This window comes from Stenotrophomonas nitritireducens (assembly GCF_050984405.1).
Lineage (GTDB): Bacteria > Pseudomonadota > Gammaproteobacteria > Xanthomonadales > Xanthomonadaceae > Stenotrophomonas > Stenotrophomonas nitritireducens_B.
This window is the reverse complement of the sequence record NZ_CP158790.1, coordinates 1,063,036-1,079,136: the sequence shown is the minus strand read 5'-3', so window position 1 is coordinate 1,079,136 and position 16,101 is coordinate 1,063,036. Positions and strand designations below refer to the sequence as shown.

The following is a 16,101-nucleotide window of genomic DNA, read 5'->3' as shown; positions in this document are numbered from 1 at the left end:
CTCTCCGTGATTTCTCTGGACAGGAAAAAGCTGAACGCCCGGGCCCTGCCCGGGCGTCGGCATATACGGATCGGCCGCCGCTGCTTCACTAAAGGGCGCGTTTGCGCCACCCTAGCGCCCCCACCGGGCCCTGCCCTCCCCCGCAAGAATCATTGACATGCCCAAGCACCTGCTCATCGTCGAATCGCCCGCCAAGGCCAAGACGATCAACAAATACCTCGGCAAGGACTTCACCGTCCTGGCCTCGTATGGGCACGTGCGCGACCTGGTGCCGAAGGAAGGCGCGGTCGATCCGGACCATGGCTTCGCCATGCGCTACGACCTGATCGAAAAGAACGAGAAGCATGTCGAGGCCATCGCCAAGGCCGCCAAGAGCGCCGACGACATCTTCCTGGCGACCGACCCGGACCGCGAGGGCGAGGCGATCAGCTGGCACATCGCGGAAATCCTGAAAGAACGCGGGCTGCTGAAGGACAAGTCGATGCAGCGCGTGGTCTTCACCGAGATCACCCCGCGCGCGATCAAGGAAGCGATGGCGCAGCCGCGCGCCATCGCCGACGACCTGGTCGACGCCCAGCAGGCGCGCCGGGCGCTGGATTACCTGGTCGGCTTCAATCTCTCCCCGGTGCTGTGGCGCAAGGTGCAGCGCGGCCTCTCCGCCGGCCGCGTGCAGAGCCCGGCGCTGCGCATGATCGTCGAGCGCGAGGAGGAGATCGAGGCGTTCAAGGCGCGCGAGTACTGGTCCATCGAGGCCGACTGCGCGCACCCGACCCAGCATTTCTCGGCCAAGCTCATCAAGCTGGACGGGCAGAAGTTCGAACAGTTCACCATCACCGATGGCGACACCGCCGAGGCCGCGCGCCTGCGCATCCAGCAGGCCGCGCAGGGCCGCTTGCACGTCACCGATGTCGCCAGCAAGGAGCGCAAGCGCCGCCCGGCGCCGCCGTTCACCACTTCCACCCTGCAGCAGGAAGCCTCGCGCAAGCTCGGCTTCACCACGCGCAAGACCATGCAGGTGGCGCAGAAGCTGTACGAAGGCGTGGCGATCGGCGAAGAAGGCACGGTCGGCCTGATCTCCTACATGCGTACCGACTCGGTGAATCTGTCGCAGGACGCGCTGGTCGAGATCCGCGACGTGATCGCCCGCGACTACGGCACCGCTTCGCTGCCGGACAAGCCCAACACCTACACCACCAAGAGCAAGAACGCGCAGGAAGCGCACGAAGCGGTGCGCCCGACCTCGGCGCTGCGCACCCCGGCCCAGGTCGGCAAATACCTGACCGACGACGAGCGCAGGCTGTATGAGCTGATCTGGAAGCGCGCCGTGGCCTGCCAGATGATCCCGGCCACGCTCAACACCGTCAGCGTCGATCTCTCCGCCGGCAGCGAACACGTGTTCCGCGCCAGCGGCACCACCGTGGTGGTGCCCGGCTTCCTCGCCGTCTACGAGGAAGGCAAGGACAGCAGGAATGCGGAAGACGAGGACGAAGGCCGCAAGCTGCCGGCGATGAAACCCGGCGACAACGTGCCGCTGGAGCGCATCGCCGCCGACCAGCACTTCACCCAGCCGCCGCCGCGCTTCACCGAAGCGGCGCTGGTCAAGGCGCTGGAGGAGTACGGCATCGGCCGTCCCTCGACCTACGCCTCGATCATCCAGACCCTGCTGTTCCGCAAGTACACCGAGATGGAAGGCCGCAGCTTCAAGCCGACCGACGTCGGCCGCGCGGTCAGCAAGTTCCTGTCCAGCCATTTCACCCGATACGTCGACTACGACTTCACCGCCAGGCTCGAGGACGAGCTGGACGCGGTGTCGCGCGGCGAGGAGGAGTGGGTGCCGCTGATGGAGCGCTTCTGGGGCCCGTTCAAGGAACTGGTGAGCGACAAGAGCGAATCGCTGGACCGCACCGACGCCGGCAGCGCGCGCGTGCTCGGCACCGACCCGGCAAGCGGCAAGGAAGTCAGCGCACGCATCGGCCGCTTCGGCCCGATGGTGCAGATCGGCACCGTCGATGACGAGGAGAAGCCCAAGTTCGCCTCGCTGCAGCCCGGCCAGAGCATCTATTCGATCTCGCTGGACGATGCGTTGAAGCTGTTCGACATGCCGCGCAAGCTCGGCGCCGACGCCAACGGCGAGGAAGTGAGCGTGGGCATCGGCCGCTTCGGCCCGTTCGCCAAGCGCGGCAGCACCTACGCCTCGCTGAAGAAGGAGGACGATCCGTACAAGATCGACCTGGCGCGCGCCGTGTTCCTGATCGAGGAGAAGGAAGAGATCGCGCGCAACCGCATCATCAAGGAGTTCGAGGGTTCGGACATCCAGGTGCTCAACGGCCGCTTCGGTCCCTACATCAGCGACGGCACCCTCAACGGCAAGATCCCGAAGGACCGCGAGCCGGCTTCGCTGACCCTGGCCGAAGTGCAGCAGCTGATGGCCGAGACCGGCAAGCCGGCGCGCAAGGGTTTCGGCGCGAAGAAGGCCGCGGCCAGGAAAACGGCGGTGAAGAAGGAAGCCGCGCCGAAGAAGACCGCCGCGAAAAAGGCGCCGGCCAAGAAGGCAGTGAAGAAGACGTCAGCCAAGACCGCGACCGCGGCCAGGAAGGTCGCCGCGAAGAAGACCGTGGTGAAAAAGAAGGCCGCCGCGGCCGACGACGCGCCGCCGTTCTGATGCCTGACGAAGGAAAAGCCGGTAACCACTCCCCTTCTCCCATCGGGAGACAACCCGGCAGGATCGCCGGGTTGCACGGCGAAGCCGCCCGAAGGGTGAGGCGCATGGATGCGCCGAATGCAGGTGCCCGAAGGGCGGATGAGGGACGAACGAAGTCAGGTCAACCGGACCCTCACGCTCCATCGCCCCTCACCCCAACCCTCTCCCGGAGGGAGAGGGGCTTTCATGGCTTCACTCTCACCATGCTCGAACTGACCTTACAATCCGCCCCCCTCACCCTCCGCGACGGCGGCGTCATCGCCTACCCGACCGAGGCGGTCTGGGGCCTGGGCTGTGATCCGGCCAATGAAGCAGCGGTGATGAAGCTGCTGGCGCTCAAGCAGCGGCCGGTCGAGAAGGGCATGATCCTGGCCGCCGCCGACGTTGCGCAGCTGGAGGGCTGGATACGGCTCGACGCGCTGGCCGACGACCGCCGCCAGGCCGTGCTGGACAGCTGGCCCGGCGCCAACACCTGGATCGTCCCGGCCGGCCCCCGCACGCCGCGCTGGATCACCGGCACGCACGACGGCGTTGCCGTGCGGGTCAGCGCGCACCCGCTGGTGCGCGCCCTGTGCGAAGCCTGGGGCGGCCCGCTGGTCTCGACCAGCGCCAACCTCGCCGGCCAGCCCCCGGCACGCAGCCGCGGGCAACTCGACCCGGCGCTGCTTGCACAGCTCGATGGCCTGCTCGACGGCGCCACCGGCGGGCTCGCCCAGCCGACCCGCATCCGCATCGCCGCCACCGGCCAGGTGCTGCGCGATTGAGGCCAGCTCCCTGCAGGTGTGGGGCTCGCCCCGCACGGCCCCCCCACCAGCGAAGCCCCATCGCGCACTGAAGTGCGCTCCTACCCGCCGCCGGCCACATGCGGCAACATGGCGCCATGCGCGCCTGCCTGCTCCTGCTCGGGTCCCTGACCCTGCTGCCCACCGTGGCGTCGGCCGCCGAGCCGCCGCCCGCCGGCAGCGTGCGCATCTACCGCTGCGTGGCGGGCAATGGCGCCGTCGCGCTGCAGGACGCGCCCTGCGACGATACCCAGCGCCAGCAGGTGCTGGACATGCAGCGCCCGCAGGACCCGCCGCCGCGGCCAGCGTCGGCCTCTCCCGCGCCGGCCTCCACCAGTGCGCCGGCCGAACGCGGGATCCGCATCGTCACCGTGCAGCCGCCGCAGCCGCTGTACGAATGCATCTCCCCGGACGGCGGGCGTTATACCAGCGACGACGGCGTGGGCAATCCGCGCTGGGTGCCGCTGTGGGTCGGCGGCTATTACCCGCCGGTGCGCGTGGGCGGCAGCCTCTCCGGCAGCGCCGCCATCGGTTCCGGCCGGATCTCCATCCACGGCGGGCGGCCGCCCGGCCACGGCCGTCCCCGTCCCTACCCGGGCGGCGCGGCGGTCGCCACCGGCACCTGGGTCCGCGATACCTGCCATCCGCTGCCGCAGCAGGAAGTCTGCGCGCGCCTGCGCGACCGCCGCTGGGAACTGATACGCCGCTACAACAGCGCCCTGCAGAGCGAACGCCAGGACCTCACCCGCGAGCAGCGCGGCATCGAGGCGCGGCTGGCGCGGGACTGCGAGGCGGCGCCCTGACCGGCGCGGCCCGTGGGCGTTCCGCCCAACCCATGCGCTGCCGCTTTCCTGCATCCGGGTCGGAAGCTCCCGCCCGGGTGACCGGCAAACAGAAGCCCCGCGTTTCAGCAACACGGGGCTTCCTGTGAAACCGCTCCGGCCTCGCGGGAGGCCGGAGCATGTACTACCGCGTCAGAACGAGTAACGCACGCCCAGGTAGGCGCGGCGCGGCTCGACCCATTCGACGGCCTGGCCGAAGTCGTAGATGCCGTCACCCGCGACGAGGTCCTGCATGCGGGTTGCGCTCTGCTTGTTCAGGATATTGAAGATATCGAGGAAAACTTCCACCTTGCCCACCGGAAGCTCCTTGGTGTACTTGGCGCGCACGTCCAGGGTGGAATAGGACGGGCTCTGCTCGCTGCCCACCGAGCCCGGCGACAGCCAGCTGTCGGTCACGCCTTCGTACTCGTACGGGTCGTCCATCATCGGCAGGTGGCGCCTGGAGGTCAGCCAGGTACGGCTGTACAGCGTGCCGCTGTTCCAGTTGAACACGCCGCTGAGCTCCAGGCCGAAGTCCCAGTAGTAGGTGGCGAACGCCTTGAACTGCCGCTTGATGTTGCCCGGCTGCGGGCCCCACGCGTTCGGGGCGCGGGGATCCAGCGCGATCCAGTCGCCCTGGTAGTCGGCGTTGCCGTCCGAGTTGGTGTTGCCGTGCGCGTCGTTCAGGGTGACCGACATCATGCCCTGCCAGTTGTTGCTCTTGACCTTCTGCAGGGTGACTTCCAGGCCCTTGTACTCGCGCTTGCCGCCCTTCAGCGTGCCGAGCACGTAGTTCGTGCCCGGGTTGTCCGCATAGCCGAAGTAGGAATACGGCAGGTAGAAGTACGATCCGGCCGGGGCCTGGCTGTCGGCGCCCACGCCATCCGGGTCGGAGTACAGACCCAGGTCGTAGTCCTCCATGATGTCCTTGGTCTCGCGCTTGGTCAGCGTCACCGAGAAGGCGTAGTCCTGGCCGAAGTTGGTGGCGTAACCGAGCATCAGTTCGTCGGTGTACGGCGTCTTGATGTTCGGCGCGATGGCCGCATCGCCCGGACCGCGCTGGCGGAAGGTGTACCACTGGCCGTCGATGTTGACCTGTTCGTCGTAGGTCGGGCCGGTGACCGCGCCGGCGAAGTCCGCCATGTCCGCACGGATCGGATCGTAGTAGCGGCCGTAGTACGCCCAGACCTTGCTGCGGCCATCGCCATTGATGTCGTACGCCAGCGACAGGCGCGGGGCGATGTTCCAGTCGAACTTGTGGATCGTGGCGCCGGCCGAATTGACGAACTCGGTACGCTCGGCGCGGATGCCCACATTGGCCGAGAACTTGTCCAGGGTCCAGCTGTCCTGCAGGTAGGCCGAGGTCTGCTTGGACTTGACCGTGTAGGCCAGCCCCTCGTTCTCCGACTGCAGGATGCGGTAGACGTTGACCTGGTTGTAGGGATTGCCCGTGGTGTCGGTGAAGGTCTTTGCCAGCAGTTGGGCCTGGGTCAGGCCGGTGGCGGCCATGAGGCGGGCAATGTCGGTGGAGGAAATGGCAAGCGGGCCGCGCCATGCGTAGCCGCCGATGCCCATGTACTGGGCCATCGTCGTGCCCGCATCGCCCGCGCTGATGGAGGTGTAGCGCGGGCCGGCCGGATAGAGGGTCTGCTCCTCGTACGTGCCCTCGCCCTTGAGGAAGCCGGCCTTGAAGGTGTGCTCGCCCCAGTTCGTGCTCAGCAGGTAATCCAGGCTGGCGCCGAATTCCTTGGAGTCGCGGTTGGTGATCAGGTTGGAACCGGTGCCGCCCCGGCTGATGTCGGTATTGGTCGCATCGTCGCGGCCGTTGTGGAAGGCCACGCTGTTGAACGGATCATTGCTCGCGGCGAACTGGGAAAGCTCCGACTCGTGCTTGAACGCATACACGTCCAGGCCCAGGTTGTCCCAGTCGTGGGAGTACTCGAACTTGTAGTTGTTGCCGCCCTGCTTGCGGGTCAGGTCGCGGTTGTTCGGCACCGTGGGATCGAGCGAACCGCTGCGATCCAGCGGATCGTTGAAGAAGGTCGCGGTCAGGCGGTCGCGGTCCGTCATCTGCCAGGTCAACTTGCCGAAGCTGCGGTCGCTGTCCTGTTTCACCGTACGCATGACGTCCTGGGTGACCGGGTCGACCACGTCCTCCTCGCGGTTGACGCGCTGGTAGGACGCGAAGAACCACAGCTTGTCCTTGATGATCGGGCCGCCCAGGGTGACGGCCGTGTCGTAGGTGGAGAAGCTGGAGTCGTCCAGGTGCTTGTTCTTGGACACCAGCCTGTCGTTCTGCAGGTAGTAGTTGACCGAGCCATGCCACTCGTTGCTGCCCGACTTGGTGATGACCTTGGAAATCAGGCCCTGGCCACCGGCGTACTCGGCGGGAATGCCGCCGGTCAGCACCTGCATTTCCTGGATGATCTCGGAGTTCAGGTTGGAACCGAAGGTACCGGTCGACGGATCGGTGACGTTGACGCCGTCGATGTAATAGAGGTTGTCGGTCGACGAACCGATGGCGCCGTCGATGTCGGAATAGTTCACGCCGGACTTCGATGCCGGGTTGCCGCCCGCCGAGGGCTTCACGCCCGGCACCAGCTGCAGGTAGCTCTGGTAGCTGCGCGCGGTCGGCAGCGATTCGGTCATGTCCAGGGTCAAGGTGGTGCCGACCACCGCCGAGGTAGTGTCGATGGCGGCCAGGCCCGAGCCCGTCACCATGATCGTGTCCAGGTTGGTCGCGCCGCTGCTGCCGCCACCACCCAGCGCGTAGCCCAGGCTGAGGTCCTTGCCGCTGACCACGGCGACGTTGCTGGCGCTGAAGTCGCTATAGCCCGTGGCCGAGATTTCCACCGTATAGTTGGTCGCCGGATCCAGGCCGGTAACACGCGCGGTACCGTCGGCGCCGGTGGTTGCGGTCTTGCTGATGAGGCTGCTGGGCGAGCTGATCCGGACCGTGGCGCCGGCGACCGGGCCATCCGCGCCGCGGATGGTGATGCGCAGGCCGCCGGTATCGGCGATCGCCGCACCAACGAAGCACATGCTGAGTGCCATGCTGAGCGCAGTACGCCTCACGCCCCTGGAAAACACATTGAAACCGTGACGAGTAGCCATTCGTAACTCTCTCCGTAAGTTCAAAGGTGTCACCGCTAAAGCCGAGCGGGCGCAATTCTGAACAAATGCCTAACGAACCGCCCGGTGCGCGAGAGTAACGCAACTTTCATAACAAATGGAACTTGTTTAACGGGGCCCCATCCGCTAGCCACGGCGCGCCTCAGAAACCTTCAGAAGGCCTTCCATTGAGCCTCTTCAGGTTGTTCCAGGTACGGTTTGCCCCCAAATCACCAAAATCCATACGGCTATATATATTTCCGTATGTACACCCCCAAGACCGGGCGGAATCGAACCCAGGTCGGTCGATGATCCGGCAAGCCGCTGGCCTCACCCGCCGAACGAGCCAGTACTTCGCAACGAGCAGCGCCGCATCAAGACCAGTCGAGGGGCCACGGCTAGCGGCTTGTACCGGCGGCAGCGGCGTCCTCCGGCCAGCGCAGTTCGCAGCGGGCCGAATCCCCCGATACCTGCATTTCCAGCCGCCAGCCGATGCGTGCGGCCAACCGCCGGGCGATCTCCAGGCCCAGGCCGAAGCCTGGCGCGTCGGTCGCCGCCGTGCGGTTGCCTATCGCCAGTCGGCCGGCATCGGCCTCCACCTCGATCACGCCCGCGCCGCCGTGCTGGATCGCGTTGAGCAGCAGATTGGCCAGCAGGGTTTCGACGACCTCCAAGGGCGCGCCCCAGTACAGCGCCGGCGCGATGCGGACGCTGAAGGACTGCAGGCGCGCCGCCGCCAGCGGCCGCAGTTCGTCGATCAGCTCTTCCATCGCGGACAGCGCGTGCGTGCGGCTTGCGCCGGCCAGCACCGTGCCGCCGGACAGCCAGAGGATCGCATTGCCCGCCCGTTCCAGCCGCGACAACGCGCGCCGCAGCCGCGGCAACGCCGGCGAGACGGCTTCGGCCTCCTCCAGCAGGGCCAGGCTGGTGCGCGCAGACTGCAGCGGCGTGCGCAGTTCATGCGCGAGGAAGCCCAGGGTTTCCCGCTCGCGTTCGATGGCCTCGTGCCGTCCCCGCCAGACATCGGCATGCAGGCGCAGGATCTCGGCGAACTCGCTCACCGGCTCGTCACGGGCCATCGCCTCCAGGCTGGCCGGTTCCGGCGCCGACCGCACCTGCGCCAGCAGGCGCCGCGCGTGCCGCTCCGCGCGGCCGACGAAGGCGTTGGCCAGCAACCAGGCGCACAGCAGGGTGAAGGCGAACACGGCCGCGGCATAGCCCATCCCGGCCGGCAGGCCGGCGGTCACCGTGAGCTCGCCCGTCACGTCATACAGCAGCACCGCGCGCGCATCGCCGGGCGCCGGTACCAGCAGCGCATGCACGTAACGGCCATCGGCGCGCCGGAACTCGGCGATCGCCCCCACGGTCCGATCGGCCAGGCGTCGCTGTTCCGGCACCGGGAGCCGGTCGAAGGGAACCCACTGGAAATGCGCGGGCAGGGCCAGCGGGTGCGCGTCGGGCGGCAGGGTCGCCGCTACCGTGCGCAGGCGCCGGTCGATGAAGCTGTCCTCCAGCACGAACAGCAGCAACACGGTGGCGCCGGCGAACAGCAGCGACAGCAGCGCGGCAAACAGCATCCAGCGCCGGACGAGCGCCTGCCGCAGGCTACGCCGGCGCATCCGCGCCCTCCCCGCTGAAGCGATAACCGACGCCGCGCACGGTGGCGATCAGCGGCACGCCGAACACGCGCAGGCAGTGCTGGCGCAGCTGGTAGACATGCATGCGCAGCGGGTCGCTGTCCGGCGGCTCGCCCTGCCACAACTGTTCGCACAATGCCTGCCGCGATACAAAACCCGGGCTGGCCCGCATCAGCTCGCGCATCAGCACGAAGCCGGCGGCATGCAGCGGCAGCGAATGCCCGCCGCGCTGCAGCAGGTGGCGCTGCAGGTCCAGCACATAGCCGCCGGCGCGCAGCGGCAGGCCACCGCCCTGGGCCGCGTGCGTTGTGATCGCACGGGCACGGGCCAGCAGTTCCGCTGGCGCGAACGGCTTGACCATGTAGTCCACCGCCCCCGCCTCGAACGCGGCCAGCTTGTCGTCCAGCGCCCCGCGCGCGGTGAGGAACAGCACCGGCGGGCGCAGGCCGCCGCCGCGCTTGAGCTCGCGGCACAACGCCAGTCCGTCCTGGCCGGGCAGGTTCACGTCCAGGACCACCAGGTCGAATGCCTGCGCCTGCAGGCGCAGGCGCGCCTGCGGCGCGTTGCAGGCGAAATCGACCTCCACGCCATGGCTGTCCAGGTAATCGCCGAGGCCGGCGGCGATGTCGACATCGTCCTCCACCAGCAACAGCCGCAGTGTGGGTGCGCGCAGCGTCATCGCCTTTTCCCGTCGGAGCGCGAGTGTAGTCATCCATGCGCCAGCCGTTGCAAGTGCCAGGCATCGCGCCAGCGCCGCTGCATCGCCGCCACCAGCGCATGCATCAGCAGCAGCCGCTTGTCGGCGGCGGGCAGCGCCTGGCGGGCCGCGCGCGCGGCGGCGGCACCGCCCCGGCGGTACGCCTCCAGCACCCGCACCGCCTGCTCCTCGCCGGTAGCCTCGCGCGCCGCCGGCGCATGGCCCAGCGCCCTCACCATCGCCTCGGCGACCGACCACGTCGACCAGGGGTTCTGCCCGGTCACCAGGCGGCCGTCGACCACGGTGTTGTCCAGATACAGCGCGCCTTCGACGAAATGTCCGCCCTGCGCCGCGAGCGCATCCTGCAGCAGCGTGCCGAAGCGCTGGCGCGCGTCCTCCATCAGGAACAGTTCCTCGGCATTGGTGAAGCCGGTGACGCGGCGGCCGCGCAACAGCGGCGTGCCGTCGCCCAGCGCCACCCCGAGCAACGCCGCCGGGCCATGGCATACCGCACCGATCACGCCGCCGGTATCGTGGACGTGGCGCACGATCCGCGCGATGGCGGTATCGCCGGGAAAGTCGAACATCGCGCCCTTGCCGCCGACGAAATACACCGCGGCGTAACCGGAGGCATCCACCTGATCCAGCGGCAGGCTGGCGGCGAGCTTCGCCCGCGCCTGCGCATCGTTGAGGAAGGCATGGTCGGCCGCGCCCATGTCCTCGTCATCCACGCGCATCTGCGGGGTGCCGCCCAGCGGGCTGGCGATATCCACCGCGTAGCCATTGGCGAGGAAGGTGTAATAGGCGCGCGACAGCTCGGTCAGTTCGAAACCGGCGCGTTTCGCGGTGCCCGGGAAATACGCGGCGCTGCTGACCACCGCCAGGATCCGGCCGCGCGTCGGCGGCGGCGCGCCGCGCAGGAACGCCAGGTCGGCGGCGCTGCTGCGTGGATCGGGCGGCGGCTGGCTGTCCAGGTCGAGGCTGTGCAGGTACAGGCCGATACCCGCCGCCAGCGTCATCGCCGCAATGAACCCACCCAGCAACACCCGTCTGATCCAACGCCGCATGTTCCACTCCCGGGCCGCGCCCTGTTCGGTACGCGGCCACGTTGCAACGGCGATGTAGAACCAGGATCAGTCCACGCTGCCAGCGGGCGGCTCAGAACCCGTAGCGCAGGAAGCCGCCGTCCACCGCGATGCACTCGCCGGTGACGTAGCTCGACGCCGGCAGGCACAGGAAGCCGACCGCGGCGGCCACCTCTTCCGGCTCGCCTATGCGGCGCATCGGCGTGCGCGCGATCACCTCGTCGTAGTAGTCCGCGTCGGACAGCGGCCCGGAGGTACGGCGGGTGCGGATGTACCAGGGCGCCACCGAGTTCACGCGGATGCCGTCCTCGGCCCACTCGCAGGCGAGGTTGCGGGTCATCTGCTGCAGCGCGGCCTTGGTCATGCCGTAGACCACGCCGCTGCGCACGTGGGTGATGCCGGAAACGCTGCCGACGTTGACGATGGCCGACGACGCGTGGCGCGTGAGCAGCGGGTAGGCATGGCGCGACAGTTCGAACGCGGAGAACAGGTTGGTTTCGAAGATGCCGCGCCACTCGTCTTCGCTGTAGTCGTTGGCCGGCCTGGTGATGTTGCCGCCGGCATTGTTGACCAGCAGGTTCAGGCCGCCATGGTCCTCGACCCAGTCCAGGATCGCCTGGCGGTCCTCGTCGTCGGCGACGTCGGCGGACAGGCCATGGATCGCACGGTCGGGAAACTCTTCGGCAAGGTCGTCGCGCACCTGCTCCAGCGCATCGGCGTCGCGCGCCACCATCAGCAGGTCGGCGCCGAAACCGAGCAGTTCGCGCGCGATCGCCAGGCCGATGCCGGCGCTGGCGCCGGTGATCAGTGCGGTCTGTCCGTCCAGCCGCCAGCGGTTCGTGTTCATGCGTCGTAGCATACCGCCCACCCCACGGCCGGCCCATGCCCACGCCCCGCCCGCTGCCGTCCTTCCCGTCCGGCATCGCGGCAGCGGCGGCGCTCGCGCTGCTGTCCTGCACGGGCGGAACCGCGCGCGCGCAATCGCTGTTCGCCGGCGTGCGCGCCGACATGACCGCCGCACAGCTGCTGGCCACGGTGCCGGGCGCGGGCGTACCCACGGCGCCGCGCCGGCTGCACGGCGGCGACCGCGAGTGCGTGCGCATCGACGGCCTGCGCCTGGGCGGACATGCATTCATCGAGCGCGCGTACTACCGCGACGGGCGGGTGTCAGCTGTCGCTCGACCTGGCCCGGCGGGACCTGCCGCCAGTCGCGGCGCTGGCCGACCTGGAGGCCCGCCATGGCGCGCCATCGCACCGCCGGGATTTCCTCGACGATCCGCGGGCGCCGGAGCGCGAGGCGCTGGCGCGATGCCGACATCACCCTGCTCTACCTCGGCAACGGCGACGGCAGCGGCCGGTTCCTGTCGATCTAGAACGTGGTGTTCCGGCCGGCGCCCGCGGGCGGGTAAGGCGGCGGGACAGCCGCGCGGACGCGGGCCCTCCACCGGCATTGTGTCAGGATGTGGCCGGCTTCCACAGGAGCATGCCGATGAACCGCCGTCATTGCCTGTTGCCGTCCGCCCTGCTGCTGCTCGCCGGTTGCGGCAGTCCCCAGCCGCCGGACACCGAGCGCCGGCCGGACCCGCAGGCCGCGGCGATGCGCGGGGCCGTCGCGCAGCCGCTGGCCGAAGCCAGGGCCGCCGCGGCCGCGACCGAAGAGGCGGCCAGGAGCGGACAGAAGGCCGTTTCGGCCGCAGAGACCGTGCCGTAGGGGCGCATCCCACGAACGACAACGCCGCCCGGAGGCGGCGTTGCCGGGTCACGCGGCGCGGGCCGTCACAACCCGCAGAAGCAGTAGGCCAGCGCCTTCACCGGCGCGCTGTTGCGGTCCTTCGCCGCGTCCTCGACGAAACGCAGCTGCGTGTCCATTTCCGGCATCGTGCGCGCCAGAATCATGCGCGCCAGGCCGGAGTCGGACAGCATCCACGCGCCGGCGCGGCTGCCGGCGAAGCCGGTCATGAACTGCGCGAACGGGGTGGCCATCTTCTCGATGTAGCGCACGCGGTACTTGTCCTGTCCGCCGAGCTTGGCGCGCGTAGCGGCGTCGGCCACCGCGGCCTTCAGCCCGCCGAACTCGTCCACCAGCCCGCGCTCCTTCGCCTGCGCGCCGCTCCACACGCGGCCGCGCGCCACTTCGTCGATGGCCTCCACGCTGCGGTCGCGCGCCTGCGCCACCTTGCCGGTGAAGTCGGCATAACCCTTGTCGATCACCGACTGGATCACCCGGCCCACGGCCGGTTCCATCGGGCGGGTGACGTCGAAGGCGCCGGCGAAGCGGGTGGTGCCCACGCCGTCGGTGTGCACGCCGATCTTGTCCAGGCTGCGCGCGAAGTTGGGGATCATGCCGAAGATGCCGATCGAGCCGGTGATGGTCGATTCGTCGGCGTAGATGCGGTCGGCGTTCATGCTGATCCAGTAGCCGCCGGAGGCGGCCAGGTCGCCCATCGACACCACCACCGGCTTGCCGGCGGCCTTGAGCGCGTCCACCTCGCGGCGGATCTGCTCGGAGGCGAACACTTCGCCGCCGGGCGAATCCACGCGCAGCACCACGGCCTTCACGTCGTCGTCGTCGCGCGCCTCGCGCAGCAGCGCCGAGGTGGAGACGCCGCCGATGCGGCCGGCCGGCAGGTCGCCGCCGGCGATCTCGCCCTCGGCCACCACCACCGCCACCTGCGGGCGCTTGTCGATCGGCGAACGGCGCGCGTCGACCTGGGTCAGGTAGTCGCCCAGCGCGATCTGGCGGAAGCCGCCGTCGGCATCGCCGTCGGCCACGCCGCGGTCGGCGAGCAGCGCTTCCACTTCCTCGCGGGTCTTCAGCCCGTCCACCAGCTTCTGCTGCAGCGCGAAGCGCGCCAGGTCGCCGCCGGCGGCGGCGATGCCTTCGGGCAGGGTGTCGATGCCGGCGGCCAGCTGCGCGGCGTCGAGCCTGCGCGCCGTGGCGATGTCGCCAAGGTAGCGCTGCCACACGTCGTTCATCCAGAACAGGTCGGCTTCCTTGGCCTGCGGCGAGGCGGCGTCGAGCACGTAGGGCTCGGCGGCCGACTTGTATTCGCCCACCTTGAACAGGTGCACGTCCACGCCCAGCTTGTCCTGCAGGCCGGCGCGGAAGTACTGGCGGTAACGGCCCAGGCCCTCGAGCAGCAGGCTGCCCATCGGGTCCAGGTAGACCTCGTCGGCCTGCGCGGCCAGCAGGTACTGCGACTGGCCCATGTTCTCGCTGAAGGCCACGACCTGCTTCCCGGCCGCGCGCAGCTCCTGCAGCGCGGCGGCCACTTCGCGCATCGAGGCGAAGCCGCTGGGCTGGAGCTTGTCCAGGTTCAGCACCACGCGCTCGATCTTCTTGTCGTCCTTGGCCGCCTCGATCGCGCGGACCAGGTCGCGCAGCTGCAGTTCCTCGACGTTGGTGTCGCCCAGCGCCTTGCCCAGCGCACGGCTGACCGGGTCGGTGCTGTACTGCTCGACCAGCCGGCCTTCCGGCGCGATCACCAGGGCGGTGCGGTCCTGCAGCACCTTGGCCGACGAGGCGCCCTTGCCCATGGCCACCATGAACAGGATCAGCACCAGGAACAGCAGGCCGAAGAACAGCAGGTTGAGGATCAGCCGGCGGGTGAAGTTCATCACGTCCCACAGCCCGACGAAGAAGCTGGCGATGGGGTTGCGGCGGGGCAGCGGCGGGGGGTTCATGGACGCTCCATAAGGGGCTTGTTGCAACGCAGGATACCCATTACCGGCAGGGCCGGCATGGGCTTCAAGTCAGGGGGCCGGCCGGTGCAGCAGGCGCCGGCTGCTGACGCGCAGGCGCCAGCCCATCAGCACCGCGGCGGCGGTCAGGCCCATGATCAGGCCGATCCACATGCCCTGCGGGCCCCAGCCCAGGCCCAGGCCGAGCCCGGCGCCGAGCGGCATGCCCACGCCCCAGTACGCGAACATGGCGATGAACATCGGCACGCGCGTGTCCTTGAGGCCGCGCAGCGCGCCGGCCGACAGCACCTGGATGCCGTCGGGGAACTGAAAAGTGGCCGCGTACAGCAGCAGCGTGGAGGCCAGCGCGGCCACGGCCAGGTCGTCGGTGTACAGCCGCACCACCGCGTCGTGGCCGAGCAGCAGCACGGTGATGGACAGCATCTGCGTGACCAGCACGATGGCGTAGCCGGCCCAGGTGGCGCGGCGCACGCCCAGCGGATCGTTGCCGCCCACCGCATGGCCGACGCGCACCGTGGTGGCCTCGGCCACGCCCATCGGGATCATGAAGCACAGCTGGGCGACGTTGATGGCGATCTGGTGCGCGCTGGCCTCCACCGCGCCGATGCGGCCGATCAGCAGCGCGGTGATGATGAACAGGCCGCCTTCCATCAGCACGGTGATGCCGATCGGCAGGCCGGTGCGCAGCAGGTCCCAGATCGCGCGCCAGCGCGGCGGCTCGAAATGGCCGAACAGCTGCAGGTGGGCGAAGCGCCGGGTCTTCCACAGGTAGGCGGCGAAGCACAGCGCCTGCACCCACATCGTCACCGACGAGGCGATGCCCAGGCCTTCGGCGCCCAGCTCGGGAAAACCGAACCGGCCGTTGCACAACGCATAGCCCAGTGGCCCGAGCACCAGCAGCCCGCCGAAGCCGAGCAGCATGGTCGGCAGCGTCCAGTGCATGCCTTCGCTCAGGTAGCGCATGCAGAAGTACAGGGTCAGCGCCGGCACGCCCCAGCGGATGGCGTGCAGGAAGCTCGTGGCGCCGGGCACGATATCCGGCGCGATGCCGAAGGCCGGCAGGAACGCCGGCACCACGCTGAGGAAGGCGAACATCAGCACACTCAGGCCGATGCCCAGCCACAGCGCCTGGCGGAACAGCGGGCCGATGTCGCGCTCGCGGCCGGCGCCGTGCAGCTGCGACACCGACGCGGTGAGCGAGATCAGGGTGCCGATCGGCACCAGCATCGGCAGCCACAGCAGGGCGGTGCCGATGCTGACCGCGGCGAAGGTATCGGTGCCGTGGTGGCCAGCGATGGTGTTGTCGACGAAAGCGATCAGGCCGGTCGAGACGTGGCCCAGCACCAGGGGAAGGGCGAGCAACCCGGTGGCGCGCACTTCCTGGCGGAAGCGCGGCGTGGCGGACAGGGTGGACATACGGGAAAGAACGCGGACTGCGGCCGGCGCGGGACGCGCTGTTGCCGGGTCGCGGGAGCCGGCCATTGTAAGGGCAGCCGGTGAATGGGGGTGAAGGGTTGCCGCAGCGCCGGCGCGATCCCGCGGCCAGGCCGCGCGCGGTGCGCCGC

The 16,101-nt window shown here is 69.1% G+C and carries 12 protein-coding genes; 5 read left to right on the top strand and 7 right to left on the bottom strand.

Going from position 1 to position 16,101, the window contains the following annotated elements; genetic code table 11:
* Window positions 1–157 precede the first annotated feature (157 nt).
* From ABTV91_RS04460 to ABTV91_RS04450, 3 genes are all read left to right on the top strand, one after another.
* Window positions 158–2,662 carry a DNA topoisomerase I gene (locus tag ABTV91_RS04460; RefSeq protein WP_433853420.1) on the top strand — a complete coding sequence of 835 codons (2,505 nt, stop codon included), beginning with the start codon at window positions 158–160 and terminating at the stop codon, window positions 2,660–2,662.
* Window positions 2,663–2,904: 242 nt separating this feature from the next.
* Entirely contained in the window at window positions 2,905–3,465 is a 561-nt protein-coding gene (locus ABTV91_RS04455) for a Sua5/YciO/YrdC/YwlC family protein (protein WP_433853419.1), read from the top strand.
* Window positions 3,466–3,581: 116 nt separating this feature from the next.
* Window positions 3,582–4,286: a DUF4124 domain-containing protein gene (locus ABTV91_RS04450; protein WP_433853418.1), complete on the top strand. Its 705-nt coding sequence runs from the start codon at window positions 3,582–3,584 to the stop codon at window positions 4,284–4,286.
* A gap of 171 nt (window positions 4,287–4,457) precedes the next feature.
* On the opposite strand, the gene ABTV91_RS04445 is transcribed toward ABTV91_RS04450, so the two are convergent.
* The 5 genes from ABTV91_RS04445 to ABTV91_RS04425 all read right to left on the bottom strand — a co-directional run bounded on the left by ABTV91_RS04445 (window position 4,458) and on the right by ABTV91_RS04425 (window position 11,681).
* Window positions 4,458–7,358, bottom strand: a complete 2,901-nt coding sequence (locus ABTV91_RS04445) for a TonB-dependent receptor (protein WP_433853417.1) — start codon at window positions 7,356–7,358, stop codon at window positions 4,458–4,460.
* Between the two features lie 455 nt (window positions 7,359–7,813).
* Window positions 7,814–9,034 carry a sensor histidine kinase gene (locus ABTV91_RS04440; protein WP_433853416.1) on the bottom strand — a complete coding sequence of 407 codons (1,221 nt, stop codon included), beginning with the start codon at window positions 9,032–9,034 and terminating at the stop codon, window positions 7,814–7,816.
* Window positions 9,021–9,731 (bottom strand): response regulator transcription factor, encoded by a 711-nt coding sequence (locus ABTV91_RS04435; RefSeq protein ID WP_433853415.1) that lies wholly within the window; start codon window positions 9,729–9,731, stop codon window positions 9,021–9,023. The genes ABTV91_RS04440 and ABTV91_RS04435 overlap by 14 nt, the downstream gene beginning before the upstream one ends.
* 29 nt (window positions 9,732–9,760) lie before the next feature.
* Window positions 9,761–10,816, bottom strand: coding sequence for a type 1 glutamine amidotransferase domain-containing protein (locus ABTV91_RS04430; RefSeq protein ID WP_433853414.1), 1,056 nt, complete (start codon window positions 10,814–10,816; stop codon window positions 9,761–9,763).
* Window positions 10,817–10,907: 91 nt separating this feature from the next.
* On the bottom strand, window positions 10,908–11,681 hold the full coding sequence (locus ABTV91_RS04425) for an SDR family oxidoreductase (RefSeq protein ID WP_433853413.1): 774 nt from the start codon (window positions 11,679–11,681) through the stop codon (window positions 10,908–10,910).
* Window positions 11,682–12,072: 391 nt separating this feature from the next.
* Here ABTV91_RS04425 and ABTV91_RS04420 point away from each other — a divergent pair, with 391 nt between their 5' ends.
* Together ABTV91_RS04420 and ABTV91_RS04415 are read left to right on the top strand one after the other, a co-directional pair.
* Entirely contained in the window at window positions 12,073–12,207 is a 135-nt protein-coding gene (locus ABTV91_RS04420; protein WP_433853412.1) for a hypothetical protein, read from the top strand.
* A 116-nt stretch (window positions 12,208–12,323) separates the two neighbouring features.
* Window positions 12,324–12,545, top strand: a complete 222-nt coding sequence (locus ABTV91_RS04415; protein ID WP_433853411.1) for a hypothetical protein — start codon at window positions 12,324–12,326, stop codon at window positions 12,543–12,545.
* A 65-nt stretch (window positions 12,546–12,610) separates the two neighbouring features.
* On the opposite strand, the gene sppA is transcribed toward ABTV91_RS04415, so the two are convergent.
* Both sppA and ABTV91_RS04405 read right to left on the bottom strand, forming a co-directional pair.
* The gene (sppA, locus tag ABTV91_RS04410) at window positions 12,611–14,518 is read right to left on the bottom strand and encodes a signal peptide peptidase SppA (protein ID WP_433853410.1); all 1,908 of its coding nucleotides are present in this window, start codon (window positions 14,516–14,518) and stop codon (window positions 12,611–12,613) included.
* Window positions 14,519–14,587: 69 nt separating this feature from the next.
* Complete coding sequence (locus tag ABTV91_RS04405; protein WP_433853409.1) at window positions 14,588–15,952, bottom strand: MATE family efflux transporter; 1,365 nt, start codon at window positions 15,950–15,952, stop codon at window positions 14,588–14,590.
* Between the last annotated feature and the right edge of the window lie 149 nt (window positions 15,953–16,101).

Coding starts and splice junctions, on each gene's coding strand:
- ABTV91_RS04460 (WP_433853420.1), top strand. CDS start 158: ATGCCCAAGCACCTGCTCATCGTCGAATCGCCCGCCAAGGCCAAGACG.
- ABTV91_RS04455 (WP_433853419.1), top strand. CDS start 2,905: ATGCTCGAACTGACCTTACAATCCGCCCCCCTCACCCTCCGCGACGGC.
- ABTV91_RS04450 (WP_433853418.1), top strand. CDS start 3,582: ATGCGCGCCTGCCTGCTCCTGCTCGGGTCCCTGACCCTGCTGCCCACC.
- ABTV91_RS04445 (WP_433853417.1), bottom strand. CDS start 7,358: ATGGCACTCAGCATGTGCTTCGTTGGTGCGGCGATCGCCGATACCGGC.
- ABTV91_RS04440 (WP_433853416.1), bottom strand. CDS start 9,034: ATGCGCCGGCGTAGCCTGCGGCAGGCGCTCGTCCGGCGCTGGATGCTG.
- ABTV91_RS04435 (WP_433853415.1), bottom strand. CDS start 9,731: ATGACGCTGCGCGCACCCACACTGCGGCTGTTGCTGGTGGAGGACGAT.
- ABTV91_RS04430 (WP_433853414.1), bottom strand. CDS start 10,816: ATGCGGCGTTGGATCAGACGGGTGTTGCTGGGTGGGTTCATTGCGGCG.
- ABTV91_RS04425 (WP_433853413.1), bottom strand. CDS start 11,681: ATGAACACGAACCGCTGGCGGCTGGACGGACAGACCGCACTGATCACC.
- ABTV91_RS04420 (WP_433853412.1), top strand. CDS start 12,073: ATGGCGCGCCATCGCACCGCCGGGATTTCCTCGACGATCCGCGGGCGC.
- ABTV91_RS04415 (WP_433853411.1), top strand. CDS start 12,324: ATGAACCGCCGTCATTGCCTGTTGCCGTCCGCCCTGCTGCTGCTCGCC.
- sppA (WP_433853410.1), bottom strand. CDS start 14,518: ATGAACCCCCCGCCGCTGCCCCGCCGCAACCCCATCGCCAGCTTCTTC.
- ABTV91_RS04405 (WP_433853409.1), bottom strand. CDS start 15,952: ATGTCCACCCTGTCCGCCACGCCGCGCTTCCGCCAGGAAGTGCGCGCC.